General features: G+C 67.5%; 8 protein-coding genes and 1 other RNA gene. 7 read left to right on the top strand and 2 right to left on the bottom strand.

Annotation, left to right across the window (positions count from 1 at the left end; all coding sequences use genetic code 11):
- The first annotated feature begins 15 nt into the window (after window positions 1-15).
- Window positions 16-612, top strand: a complete 597-nt coding sequence (locus tag ACCQ06_RS22050) for a 4'-phosphopantetheinyl transferase family protein (protein ID WP_228323725.1) — start codon at window positions 16-18, stop codon at window positions 610-612.
- Here ACCQ06_RS22050 and ACCQ06_RS22045 read toward each other — a convergent pair.
- A complete protein-coding gene (locus ACCQ06_RS22045) occupies window positions 597-2,180 on the bottom strand; it encodes an alkaline phosphatase D family protein (RefSeq protein ID WP_316689437.1) in 1,584 nt (527 codons plus the stop codon). The two genes, ACCQ06_RS22050 and ACCQ06_RS22045, sit on opposite strands and share 16 nt — an antisense overlap.
- A 401-nt stretch (window positions 2,181-2,581) precedes the next feature.
- Between ACCQ06_RS22045 and rsmG the strand changes: the two genes are divergently transcribed.
- Together rsmG and ACCQ06_RS22035 are read left to right on the top strand one after the other, a co-directional pair.
- Entirely contained in the window at window positions 2,582-3,220 is a 639-nt protein-coding gene (gene rsmG, locus ACCQ06_RS22040; RefSeq protein WP_316689436.1) for a 16S rRNA (guanine(527)-N(7))-methyltransferase RsmG, read from the top strand.
- A gap of 346 nt (window positions 3,221-3,566) precedes the next feature.
- Window positions 3,567-5,378 carry a DUF885 domain-containing protein gene (locus ACCQ06_RS22035; RefSeq protein ID WP_316689434.1) on the top strand — a complete coding sequence of 604 codons (1,812 nt, stop codon included), beginning with the start codon at window positions 3,567-3,569 and terminating at the stop codon, window positions 5,376-5,378.
- A gap of 464 nt (window positions 5,379-5,842) precedes the next feature.
- Here the strand turns inward: ACCQ06_RS22035 and ACCQ06_RS22030 are convergent.
- Window positions 5,843-5,920: non-coding RNA, sX9 sRNA (locus ACCQ06_RS22030), on the bottom strand.
- A 112-nt stretch (window positions 5,921-6,032) separates the two neighbouring features.
- Between ACCQ06_RS22030 and ACCQ06_RS22025 the strand changes: the two genes are divergently transcribed.
- The 4 genes from ACCQ06_RS22025 (at window position 6,033) to ACCQ06_RS22010 (ending at window position 12,579) form a co-directional block, all read left to right on the top strand.
- A complete protein-coding gene (locus ACCQ06_RS22025) occupies window positions 6,033-6,416 on the top strand; it encodes a hypothetical protein (protein WP_170068563.1) in 384 nt (127 codons plus the stop codon).
- Window positions 6,417-6,472: 56 nt separating this feature from the next.
- Window positions 6,473-7,738: a TolC family protein gene (locus tag ACCQ06_RS22020; protein WP_316689432.1), complete on the top strand. Its 1,266-nt coding sequence runs from the start codon at window positions 6,473-6,475 to the stop codon at window positions 7,736-7,738.
- Window positions 7,739-7,932: 194 nt separating this feature from the next.
- The gene (locus ACCQ06_RS22015) at window positions 7,933-9,222 is read left to right on the top strand and encodes an efflux RND transporter periplasmic adaptor subunit (protein WP_316689430.1); all 1,290 of its coding nucleotides are present in this window, start codon (window positions 7,933-7,935) and stop codon (window positions 9,220-9,222) included.
- 141 nt (window positions 9,223-9,363) lie between these two features.
- Entirely contained in the window at window positions 9,364-12,579 is a 3,216-nt protein-coding gene (locus tag ACCQ06_RS22010; protein WP_316689428.1) for an efflux RND transporter permease subunit, read from the top strand.
- Window positions 12,580-12,590 lie beyond the last annotated feature (11 nt).

Here is a 12,590-nt window from a genome sequence, read left to right as displayed (position 1 = left end):
GTTGGTGTGCACGGCGTGACAGCGCACGCTGGGTGGCAGCATGGCCCGGTGCAGCTATGGCTATGCCCGCATCGGCCCGGTGAGCGCGGCGAACCGCAGGCGCGGCAGCTGCTAGGCCCGGCCCTGGCGATCGACCCGGCCGCGGTGCCGCTGCTGCGCGATGCGCGTGGTCGCCCTTCGCTGCAGCCGGCGCTGCCCGACTGGGATACCGGATGGAGCCACAGTGGCGATTACTTGCTGGTCGGGCTGGGCCGCGGCGTGCGGCTGGGGGTGGATCTGGAACGCATCCGCGCCCGCCCGCGCCTGCTGGACATCGCGCAGCGTTTCTTTCATCCGGACGAACTGGCGTTGCTGGCGGCGCTGGAGGCCGATGCGCAACAGGCGCTATTTTTCCGCCTGTGGTGCGCCAAGGAGGCCTTGCTCAAGGCCTACGGGCATGGCCTGTCGTTCGGTCTGCATCGGCTTGCGTACGCCGTTGACTCGGATGGCGCATTGCACCTGCAGTGGTGCGACCCCGAACTAGGTGATGCCGCACAGTGGCAGCTGCACGAATGGTGGGTCGCGCCGGACTGCCGCGCCGCGTTGGCGTTCTATCCTCAGCCCGCCGCGTGAGACTCCGCGCCATACGGCAGGATCGGCTGACGGAACTGCGCCACGCCATCGAGATCGCGCAAGGTCACCGTCAACACGCCGCTGGCGCCGTCGATCTCCACCTCGCCGAAGAACTGATACCCGGCCAACGGTGAGGTGTTCGGCGCGGGCGGCGCCTTCTGGAACACGACCGTTGGGCCGAAGGTGGCATCCAGCGCATTCGGCCCGAAGCTGCCGGCATTGAGCGGGCCGCCGACAAATTCCCAGAACGGCTCGAACTGCTGAAACGCCGCGCGGTCCGGGTGGTAGTAATGCGCGGCGCAGTAATGCACATCGGCCGTCAGCCACACCGTGTTACGGATACGCGCGCGGCTGATGAAGCGTAGCAGCGCGGCGATCTCCTGCTCGCGTCCGCGCGGCGCGCCGTCATCGCCGTTGGCGATCGCTTCCCAGCGCGGGCGCCCGTTGCCGTCTTCGCCATCGGGGACCTGCAAACCGATCGGCATGTCGGCGGCAATCACCTTCCACTGCGCGCGCGAGCCGGCCAGCTCGCGCTGCAACCAGGCCAGCTGCTCGGCGCCGAGAAATGCGGTGTCCGCGCTTGGCGTGGGTTGCAGATTGTCGCTGTTGGCAGCGCGATAACTGCGCATGTCCAACACGAATACATCCAGCAGCGGGCCATAGCCGATCTTGCGATAGATGCGCCCATTGCCATCGGCGCGCACCCCGCGCATCGGGGCGTATTCCAGGAACGCCTTGCGCGCACGTGTGGCCAGCACGCCGATGTCGCGCACCTGGTAGCGCGCATCCAGTTGCTTGCCGGGCGACCAGTTGTTGGTGGTTTCGTGGTCGTCCCATTGCCACAGTTGCGGCACCTCGCCATTGAAGCGCCGCACATGGTCGTCGAGCAGGTTGTAGCGGTAGTTGCCGCGAAATTCGTCCAGCGTTTCGGCCACCTTGCTCTTGGCCGCGGTGGTGAGATTGCGCCAGCGTTTGCCGTCTTCCACGGTGAGTTCGGCCGGGATCGGGCTGTCGGCGTAGATGGTGTCGCCGCTATGCAGGAAGAAATCCGGGTTGCGTGCGCGCATCGCGCTGTAGATGCGCATGCCGCCGATGTCGGGATTGATGCCGAAGCCCTGGCCCACGGTGTCGCCGCTCCAGACAAAACGCACATCGCGGCGCGTCTGTGGTGCGCTACGCAGATGGCCATGCGGCGCACTCAGCACACCGCTGTCGGCGTCCTCGAAGCGCACCCGATAGAAGATGTCCTGATCGCACGGCAACCCGCCCAGGTCCACGCGCGCGGTGAAATCGTGGGCGGGTACCGCCATGCCTCCCTCCACGCGGCGCGCCTGGCGCAGGCTGGGCCGCGTATCCCATTCCACCCGCATCCGCGCCGGGCGGTCTGCGCGGCTCCACAGCAGCGCGCTGCCGTCGCGCACATCGCCGCTCTGCACGCCATCGGTGATGATCGGTCGCCCGGAGGGCGCGGCCAGGCTGCGTGCAGACCCACCGCCGGCGGCCGGCAGCAACAGCCCGGCGCCCAAACCTTGCAACACGCGGCGGCGCGCGGGATCGGAAGCGGTCATGGGGTGTCCTTCGCGCAACGGGGGAGCCTGCAGATGTAGCGCCGCTGTCTTACCGCTGCGTGTCCGGCAACGGCACAGCTCCATGCCGCGTGACCGGGATCACGCCGATGCCGGTAAGCGATGCGCCCGCATCGCCGGACACGCCGGACCGCACGCCCGCGATGCGTTGCCGTATCGCGGCCGCCAACCAATGCCGTGAAGTGCCGGCCGACTGCGTCGACGCACGCTCCGTTTGAATGCTGCTTCAGATCATTCCTGCGAGCATCGACGATTCCCGATTCCCGATTCCCGATTCCCAATCCCCAATCCCCAATCCCCAATCCCCAATCCCCAATCCCCAATCCCCAATCCCCAATCCCGCCACGCCACGCCACGCCACGCCCACCTGCGATAATCGCGGCATGAACGATGCCGCACTTCCCCCCGATGTCTCCGCTGCACTGGCGCATGGCCTGCAGGCCCAATCCCTGGATGCGGATTTCGCCGCGCCGTTGCTGCGCTATCTCACGCTGCTGGTGCGCTGGAACAAGACCTACAACCTCACCGCCGTGCGCGACCCGCGCGAGATGGTCACCCGCCATCTGCTCGATTCGCTGGCCATGCAGCCGTACATCGCCAGCGGTACCCTGGCCGATCTGGGCACCGGCCCCGGCCTGCCCGGCATCCCGCTGGCGATCACCCGCCCGCAGCTGCAGGTGACCCTGGTGGAAAGCAACGGCAAAAAGGCGCGCTTCATGCGCGAGGCGCTGCGTCACCTGGCGCTGGGCAATGCGCGTGTGGCCGAGTCGCGCGCCGAAGCGCTGGATGAGCCGGCCGCCTACGACCACCTCACCGCCCGCGCGCTGGATACGCTGGCCGGCATCATCGCCGTCGGCGGTCACCTGCTGCGCCCGGGCGGCAGCCTGCTGGCGATGAAGGGGGTCTATCCGCACGAGGAAATCGCCGCGCTCCCGGCCGGCTGGACGCTGGCCGAGGTACACCCGCTGCAGGTGCCTGGCCTGGATGGCGAACGGCATCTGGTGGTAGTGCGTAAGGCCTGAGCCGAAGCCACGTTTATCGGCCTCGAGCGGCCCTCACCCCGACCCTTTCCCGCAAGCGGAAGAGGGGGCGAAGCACGTCACGTCCTTTACCTCCGGCGAACCTTTACCTCCGGCGAAGAGGTGACGACCGGCTTCTGACAAGCCCACCACGTCCCTTCCCCCGCCTGCGGCGGAAGGTGCCCGCAGGGCGGATGGGGCCAGTCCCCGACTCGCCCCGCCATATCAATCCAGCCGCCGATACTCCAGCCACACCCGTGCGCCGGCCCGCGTTGGGACTTCCGGCCCATGGCAGCGCTCCCGGGGGCTGCCATGATCGGGCGTTCGCTCCAGATCAGGCTCTCCGCACGTGACCTCTCCTCTCGCCGCTGCACTCTCGCTCGCCCTGCTGGGCCTGTCCTTCGGCGCTGTCGCCGCTCCGCCCGTCGCGGCTCCGGCCACGCTGACTGCCGAAGCACCTGCCGACGCGCGCTTCCGCGCGATCTACGAAAAAGAGTGGGCATGGCGTCAGGCCGAAACCGGCCAGGCCGATGAAGACACCGACACCACCGGCGACAACACCAAGCTGCCGGACGTCGGCGCGACCGCGCAGCAGGCGCGTCTAGCAGTGTGGGAGGGTGTGCTCAAGCGGCTCGACGGCATCGACCCCAAGCAGCTCTCGCCCGCCAACCAGGTCAACCTTGCGATCTATCGCCCGCAGGTGGAAAACCTCGCGGCCGAAGTGCGTCTGCGCCTGTACGAGATGCCGTTCAATTCCGACAGCTCGTTCTGGTCCAACCTGGGCTTCATGGCGCAGCGGCCGATGAAGACCGCCGCCGAGTACCGCGCCTACATCGCGCGCTTGAATGATGTGCCGCGCTATTTCGATCAGCAGATCGTCAACATGCGCACCGGGCTGGCGCGCGGCTTCAGCGTGCCGCGCGCGGTGCTGGACGGGCGCGATGTCTCCATCGCCACCGTCGCCGAGGTCAAGGACCCCACCGAGTCCACCTTCTACGCGCCGTTCAAGCAACTGCCGGCGCAGATCCCGGCCGCCGAGCAGGCGCAGTTGCGTGCGCAGGCCAAGACTGCGGTCAGCGGCGCGGTGCTTCCGGCCTACGCCAAGTTGCTGACCTTTTTCCGCACCGACTACATGCCCAAGGCGCGCACTACTTTGGCCGCCGAAGCGCTGCCCGATGGCAAGGCGTTCTACCGGCAGCAGATCCGCGAATACACCACGCTGGAATTGACGCCCGAGCAGATCCACCAGATCGGCCTGGACGAAGTGGCGCGCATCCAGACCCAGATGAACGCCATCATCCAGCAGGTGGAGTTCAAGGGCAGCTTCGCGCAGTTCCTCAGCTTCCTGCGCACCGACCCGCAGTTCTACGCCAAGACCCCGCAGGAGCTGCTCGATCGCGCCGCATGGATCTCCAAGCGCGTGGACGGGCAGGTGGGCAGGTTTATCGGCACGCTGCCGCGCGGACGCTTTACCATCAAGCCGGTGCCGGCCGATATCGCGCCGTTCTGGACCGCCGGGCGCGGTGGCGCCACGACCTATTGGGTCAACACCTACAACCTGCCGTCGCGGCCGCTGTACAACCTGCCGGCGCTGACCTTGCACGAGTCTTCGCCCGGCCATTCCTTGCAGGGCTCGCTCGCATTGGAGCAGGGCGAGCAGCCGGCATTCCGGCGCGAAAACTACATTTCCGCCTATGGCGAAGGCTGGGCGCTGTACACCGAAAAACTTGGCCAGGAGATGGGCATCTACGAGACCCCGTACGAGGAATTCGGCCGGCTCACCTACGAAATGTGGCGCGCCTGCCGGCTGGTGATCGACACCGGCGTACACCACGACGGCTGGACCCGCGAGCAGGCGCTGGCCTATCTGCGCGACCGCACCGCGCTCAGCGAGCATGAAGTCACCACCGAAGTGGACCGCTACATCTCCTGGCCCGGCCAGGCGCTGAGCTACAAGCTGGGCGAGATCACCATCGTCAAGCTGCGCGCCGAAGCCGAACGCGAGCTGGGCGAGCGCTTCGACATCAAGGCCTTCCACGACGTGGTGCTGAAGCAGGGCTCGGTCACCCTGCCGGTGCTGGAGCAGCAGGTGCGTGCGTTTATCGCCCAGAGCAAGGCGCGCCCGGCCGATGCCAAGCGGGTCCGCACCGTGGCGCCGTGATGGCTAGGAGCACTGGGAGCACTTGGAGCGGCGGACAGGACCACCTGTAGAGCGTCTGATCTGTGGTTGGGCTGCAGGGCCCTTGCCCGCCCACCATCACGGGACACGCCGTGAATCCGTCCCTGGAGGCTCTTACGCGGCATCCATGCCGCGTAAGGTCCCGCGACGGTGGGCGGGCAAGGACCAGTGGACATGGTCGGTATGAACGGTAGGAGCAGTGCTTGATGCGCGTTGTCGGATCGTGACGCGCCGGCGCAATGTTTGATGTGCAGCGCGCTACAAGCGGCTTTTACGCGACCACCGACCAACGTTCTGGTGCGGTGTCCCCGCCGCTTGCGGGACCGTTGGCGGCATGGATGCCGCCACCGAGCCCCCAGGGAAGGGTTCACGGCGTGTCCCGCGAGCGGTGAGGGCACCGCACCCTCGGCCCACCAAGGCTCTGCCCTGAGCTTCCAACTAAGAGCGGCTAACAAAACGTAGCGAAGCGGTCGTTAGGTGAGTGCGGGTGGCGCGCTCAGAACCGGAGTGTAGGAGTGGTACATGCCGCACCGAGCACCGACCGCACCCGCCTGGCGGCCGCGCAGTGGTGCTGTTGGCCGCTCTTAGCCGTGCATGCGATTGTGTAACTACCCTGGCCCCGATACGCTGCGCCCCATGTTGCTTCGCCGCGCCCGCCTGTTGCACCCTCTGCTGCGCCTGATGGCGTTGGCGGTGCTGGTCATGGGCGTGCTGGTCGCCCCGGTGGCCTGTGCGCTGGGAGATGTGCATGCGCTGGCGCACGACCAGGCGCATCTGGACGACAGCGCGCCGCACGGCCACGACGGCGCCGATGAAGACGATGCCGGCGAGCGCGATGGTGCTGGCCTGCTGCATGCGTTGATGCACAGCGGTTACTGCCATGGGCATAGCCCGGCGATGCTGCCTGCCATCGCCTGGGGTCCACTGCCGATGCGCGCACACGCGCAGCCGGCCGCGCTGACCTCCGACTACCGTTCGCATCTGATCGATACCTTGCTGCGGCCCCCGATCGCGGCCTGATGCCTTGCCGGCGGCTGCCGGCCTGTCCATCGATCCCGATTCGCGGAGATACCCTCATGTGGTTGCGACTGGCGGCACTTGCCGCCTTCGCGGTCGTGCCGTGCGCCATGGCGCAGGACGTACCGCCCCAAACCGTGCTTACGTTGGACGACGCCATCGCGCGCGTCGCCGCCAAGCACCCCGATCTACGTCTGGCCGACGGCCAGCAGGCCGTGCTCACCGCCGAGGCGCAGCGCGATGCGTTGCGCCCGCAGTTGCGCATCGGCGCGGAGATCGAAAACGTATTCGGCAGCGGGCCGACCCGCGCGCTGGACCAGGCCGAACTCACCGTCACCCTGGCCAGCGTGCTGGAACGCGGCGGCAAGCTGGATGCGCGCCGCACCCTGGCGCAGGCGCGCATCGATGCGCTGGCTCCGCAACGTGCCATCGCGCGGTTGGACGTGCTGGCCGACGTGGCGCGGCGCTATCTGGCCATCACCGCCGCCCGCCAGCGCCACACCATCGCGCTGGAAACCCTGGCGCAGCGCCAACGCACCGTGTCCGCCGCCCGCCAACGGTTGCAGGCCGGCGCATCGCCCGAATCGGTCTTGCTCACCGCACAGGCCCTGCAGGCGCGTGCGGAACTGGACCGCGACCGCGCGCAGCTGGAACTGGCCGCGGCACGTCGGCAACTGGCGCTGCTATGGGGCGCGCGCAGCATCGAGGCCGACCAGATCAGCGGCGATGCCTTGCAACTGCCGGCCATCCCGGAGTTCGAGGTGCTGGCACAGTTACTCGACAGCACACCGGAGCTGGCACGCCTGAACAACGAGCAGCGCCTGCGTGATGCGCGGTTGCAGCTGGCCCGCAGCCAGGCCAGCCCGGACCTGGACTGGCAAGTGGGTGTGCGCCGGCTCGAAGGCAACAACGCCACCGCGCTGGTCGGCAGTGTGTCGCTCGCACTGGGCAGCGCCGGTCGCGCGCAGCCGGACATCCGCGCCGCGCAGGCCGAGCTGTCGCTGCTGGACATCGAACGCCAATCGCAGGCCTTGCAGCTGTACGCCACCTTGGCCGATGCGCATGGGCGTTACCGCGCCGGCCAGCTGGAAGTGGCGCGCATGCGCGAAGAGGTGCTGCCCGCGCTGGCACGCGCCGATACCGCTGCAGAGCGCGCTTACCGCGCCGGTGCCACCAGTTATCTGGATTGGGCGCAGCTGCAGGCGCAGCGCAGCGATGCACGGCAGCAGCAACTCGCTGCCGCAGTGGAAGCGCAGAGCGCATTGATCGAAATCCAGCGGCTGACCGGGCAACCGTTCGTGGTCACGGCGGAGACGACGCCATGACGACGATCATCCAGGTGCACGCGCGGTTGCACACACCGTTGCACGCCATCTCGCCCGCACCGCTAGCCGTAACCTGCACCGCAGACGCTACCCACGCGGGCACCTCTACGCGCACGCAGCCGCAGCCGCCGTGCCGCACCTCACTCGCTGCATCGTTCGGCGCAGTGCGCCGGCATTCCAAAGGATCTCGTTCGATGACGCCATACATTTTTGCGCCGCTGCTGCTGGCGCTGTTGCTCGGCGGTTGCGGCCGCGCCGATGAAGACGCCCACGGCCATGCAGGCAGCGAGGCCGGCCATGCCGAAGAGGGTGGCGGTGCCGAGGAGGGCGGCAGTGCCGAGCACGCCGACGAGGCCAAAGGCAAACACGGTGGCCGGCTGCTCAGCCAGGACGGCGACAGCGTAGAGCTTGCGATTGCCGAAGACGGCCGCCCGCCGACGTTCCAGGCCTGGCTGTATCGCGATGGCAAACCAGTGCCGGCCAGCGCCGGCAGCGTGGAGGTCAAGACCACGCGGCTGGGGGGCAAGGTCGACACCTATCCGCTGCGTGCGCAGGCCGACGGAAGCCTGCTGGCCGCCAGCGAAGTGGGCGAGCCGCATTCGTTCGATGTGGAAGTGCGCGCCAGCGTGCAGGGCAAGACGCATCGCTGGACCTATTCCAGCTACGAAGGCCGCACCACGATCGCCGCCAAGATTGCGCAGGACGCCGGCATCCGCGTGGCGCCGGTGGGGGCCGGCAGCATCGCCGATCAGCACGAAGTGCAAGGCCTGCTGACGCCGGCAGAAGGTGCGCAGGCGCAGGCGACCGCGCGCTTTCCCGGGCCGGTACGCAGCTTGCGCGTCAACGTCGGCGATCAGGTGCGTGCGGGCCAGGTGCTGGCCACGGTGGAGAGCAATCTCAGCCTGACCACCTACTCGGTCACCGCGCCGATCAGCGGCACCGTGCTGGCGCGTCACGCCAGCCTGGGCAGCAACGCGGGTGAGGGCCAATCGCTGTTCGAGATCGCGGATCTGTCGAGCCTGTGGGTGGATCTGCACATCTTCGGCGCCGACGCCGGGCATATCGCCGCCGGCGCGCCGGTGACGGTGACGCGCATCAGCGATGGCGTGGTGGCGCAAACCGTCCTGGAGCGCGTGTTGCCGGGCACGGCCACGGCCAGCCAGAGCACGGTGGCACGCGCGGTGTTGCGCAATACCGACGGGTCCTGGCGACCAGGCTCGGCAGTGAAGGCGCGGGTGACGGTCGCGCAGCAGCCGGCCGCGATGGTGGTGCCGGTGGGAGCGTTGCAGCAGTTTCGCGACTGGGATGTGGTGTTTGTGCGCGTGGGCGATGTGTACGAGGCGCGGCCGGTGACGTTGGGCGCGCGCGACGCGCAGCAGGTGGAGCTGGTTTCGGGCGTGTCGCCGGGCGACACGGTGGTGGTGGAGCAGAGTTATCTGGTGAAGGCCGACATCGAGAAGTCGGGGGCATCGCATGATCATTGATCAGCGTGTTTCCGGTTTGATTCGACGCCGACCGCATGTGCGTGCTTGGGAGCGACTCTTCTCTTGTGCGCTTTTAAGCGACGCTCCCGGTAAGCACGGGTGCGGCGATCTCCTCGATCATCGTGCGTGGAGGTGGGTGTCATGCTGACCAACATCATTCGGTTTGCGATCGCGCAGCGGTGGTTGATGCTGGCGCTCACGGGGGTATTGATCGCGATCGGGGCGTGGAGTTTTTCGCGCTTGCCGATCGATGCCACGCCGGACATCACCAATGTGCAGGTGCAGGTCAATACCGCAGCGCCGGGGTATTCGCCGCTGGAGTCGGAGCAGCGGGTGACGTTTCCGTTGGAGACGGTGCTGGCGGGATTGCCGGGGTTGGAGTCGACGCGCTCGCTGTCGCGCTATGGTTTGTCGCAGGTGACCGCCGTGTTTGCCGATGGCACCGATCTGTACTTTGCGCGGCAGCAGGTGGCCGAGCGTTTGCAGCAGGTCAAATCGCAGTTACCGGCCGAGCTTGAGCCGCAACTGGGGCCGATCGCTACCGGCCTGGGCGAGATCTTCATGTACACCGTGGAGGCCAAGCCCAATGCGCGCAAATCCGACGGTACCGCGTGGACGGCGACCGATCTGCGCACCCTGCAGGATTGGGTGGTGCGGCCGCAGTTGCGTAATGTGCCCGGCGTCACCGAGGTCAACACCATCGGCGGCTATGCGCGGCAGATCCATATCACGCCCGATCCGGCGCGCCTGGTCGCGTTGGGCTTTACGCTGGATGACGTGGCGCAGGCGGTAGAAGCGAATAATCGCAACATCGGTGCCGGCTATATCGAACGGAACGGGCAGCAGTTTCTGGTGCGCGTGCCTGGGCAGGTGGATGACATCGCGCAGATCGGCGCGATCGTGCTGGATCGCCGCGAAGGCGTGCCGATCCGGGTACGCGATGTGGCGCAGGTGGGCGAAGGCCGCGAGTTGCGCACCGGGGCCGCCACGCAGGACGGCACCGAAGTGGTGCTCGGCACGGTGTTCATGCTGGTCGGCGCCAATAGCCGCACGGTGTCGCAAGCGGCCGCCGAGCGCCTGAAAGTGGCCAACGCCAGCTTGCCGGCCGGCGTGCAGGCGGTGCCGGTGTACGACCGCACCGCGTTGGTCGACCGCACCATCGTCACCGTCGCCAAGAACCTGATCGAAGGCGCCTTGTTGGTGATCGTGGTGTTGTTCCTGCTGCTGGGCAATGTGCGTGCGGCATTGATCACTGCGGCGGTGATTCCGTTGGCGATGTTGTTCACCCTCACCGGCATGGTGCGCGGTGGCGTGTCCGGCAATCTGATGAGTCTGGGTGCGCTGGATTTCGGCTTGATCGTCGATGGTGCGGTGATCATCGTGGAGAACTGCCTGCGTCGCTTCGGCGAAGCGCAGCTGCGGCTGGGGCGTGTGCTCGATCGCGATGAACGCTTCGCACTCACCGCCGAGGCCACCGCCGAGGTGATCCGTCCCAGCCTGTTCGGCCTGGGCATCATCACCGCGGTGTATCTGCCGGTGTTCGCGCTCACCGGCATCGAAGGCAAGATGTTCCACCCGATGGCCATTACCGTGGTGCTGGCGCTGAGCGGAGCGATGCTGTTGTCGCTGACCTTCGTGCCGGCGGCGATCGCCTTGCTGCTCGGCGGCAAGGTCGCCGAGCATGAAAACCGCGCAATGCGCTGGGCGCGCGGGGTGTATGCGCCCTTGCTGGATGGCGCGCTGCGGCACGGGCGCTGGGTCGGCATTGCGGCGCTGACCACGGTGGCGCTGTGTGCGGTGCTATCCACACGGCTGGGCAGCGAATTCATCCCCAATCTGGATGAAGGCGATGTCGCCCTGCATGCCTTGCGCATTCCCGGCACCAGCCTGGAACAAGCCATCACCATGCAATCCACCCTGGAAAAACGCATCAAGCAATTTCCTGAAGTGGCGCATGTGTTCGGCAAGCTCGGCACCGCCGAAGTGGCCACCGACCCGATGCCGCCATCGGTGGCCGATACGTTCTTGATCATGCATCCGCGTGCGCAATGGCCGGACCCGCGCAAGCCCAAGGCGCAGTTGGTGGCCGAGATCGAAGCGGCGGTGAAGCAACTGCCGGGCAACAACTACGAGTTCACCCAGCCGATCCAGATGCGCATGAACGAGCTGATTTCCGGCGTGCGTGCGGATGTGGCGATCAAGGTCTACGGCGACGATCTGGAAACCCTGGTGAAAGTGGGGCAGCGCGTGCAGGAGATCGCCAGCAGCGTGCCCGGCGCAGCCGATGTCAGCCTGGAACAGGCCACCGGCCTGCCGATGCTGGCGGTGGTGCCCGATCGCGCAGCACTGGCCGGCTACGGGCTCAATCCCGGTGTGGTGCAGGACACCGTGGCCGCTGCGGTGGGCGGGCAGGAGGCCGGGCAATTGTTCGAAGGCGACCGCCGTTTCGACATCGTGGTACGGCTGCCGGAGAGCCTGCGTCAGGACCCGGCCGCCTTGGCGGATCTGCCGATTCCGCTGCGCGGCGATGGCGAGCGCGCCGATGCCGACGAATCCAGCCGCGCGGCCGGCTGGCGCAGCGGCGAGCCGACCACCGTGCCGCTGCGTGAGGTCGCCAAGATCCAGACCGTGCTCGGCCCGAACCAGATCAATCGCGAAGACGGCAAGCGCCGCATCGTCATCACCGCCAACGTGCGCGACCGCGATCTGGGCGGTTTCGTGGCGGAGGTGCAGCAACGTGTGCAGGCGGAGGTCGCCTTGCCCACCGGTTACTGGATCGGCTACGGCGGCACCTTCGAGCAACTGATCTCTGCCGGCCAGCGCCTGGCCTGGGTGGTGCCGGGCACCTTGTTGCTGATCTTCGCGCTGCTGTACTGGTCGTTCGGTTCGTTGCGCGATGCGGTGGTGGTGTTCAGCGGCGTGCCGTTGGCGCTGACCGGTGGCGTGGTGGCCTTGGCCATGCGTGGGTTGGCGTTGTCGATCTCGGCCGGTGTCGGCTTCATCGCGTTGTCGGGCGTGGCGGTGCTCAACGGCTTGGTGATGATCGCCTTCATCCGTGGCTTGCGCGCCGACGGCATGCCGTTGGAGCAGGCCCTGCGCGAAGGCGCATTGTCGCGCCTGCGGCCGGTGTTGATGACCGCGCTGGTTGCCGCGCTGGGCTTCGTGCCGATGGCCTTCAATGTTGGCGCCGGTGCAGAGGTGCAGCGCCCGCTGGCGACAGTGGTGATCGGCGGCATCGTCTCGTCCACCTTGCTCACCTTGCTGGTGTTGCCGGTGCTGTATCGGTGGCTGCATCGGGAGCGATCAGGGCGATCCAGAGCTGTTGTCGCGGCAACGCCACGCGGGGGCGACGCATGAGCAAGTCCTGT

Source organism: Xanthomonas sp. NCPPB 4467 (assembly GCF_041475665.2).
Classification (GTDB): Bacteria; Pseudomonadota; Gammaproteobacteria; order Xanthomonadales; family Xanthomonadaceae; genus Xanthomonas; species Xanthomonas dyei.
Note: the sequence above shows the minus strand (reverse complement) of the source record. Positions and strands in the feature narration are given on the sequence as shown.

Bases quoted from the DNA above. Each gene is read 5' to 3' on its own strand.
- ACCQ06_RS22025 (WP_170068563.1), top strand. From the start codon at position 6,033: ATGTTGCTTCGCCGCGCCCGCCTGTTGCACCCTCTGCTGCGCCTGATG.
- ACCQ06_RS22010 (WP_316689428.1), top strand. From the start codon at position 9,364: ATGCTGACCAACATCATTCGGTTTGCGATCGCGCAGCGGTGGTTGATG.
- ACCQ06_RS22020 (WP_316689432.1), top strand. From the start codon at position 6,473: ATGTGGTTGCGACTGGCGGCACTTGCCGCCTTCGCGGTCGTGCCGTGC.
- rsmG (WP_316689436.1), top strand. From the start codon at position 2,582: ATGAACGATGCCGCACTTCCCCCCGATGTCTCCGCTGCACTGGCGCAT.
- ACCQ06_RS22045 (WP_316689437.1), bottom strand. From the start codon at position 2,180: ATGACCGCTTCCGATCCCGCGCGCCGCCGCGTGTTGCAAGGTTTGGGC.
- ACCQ06_RS22015 (WP_316689430.1), top strand. From the start codon at position 7,933: ATGACGCCATACATTTTTGCGCCGCTGCTGCTGGCGCTGTTGCTCGGC.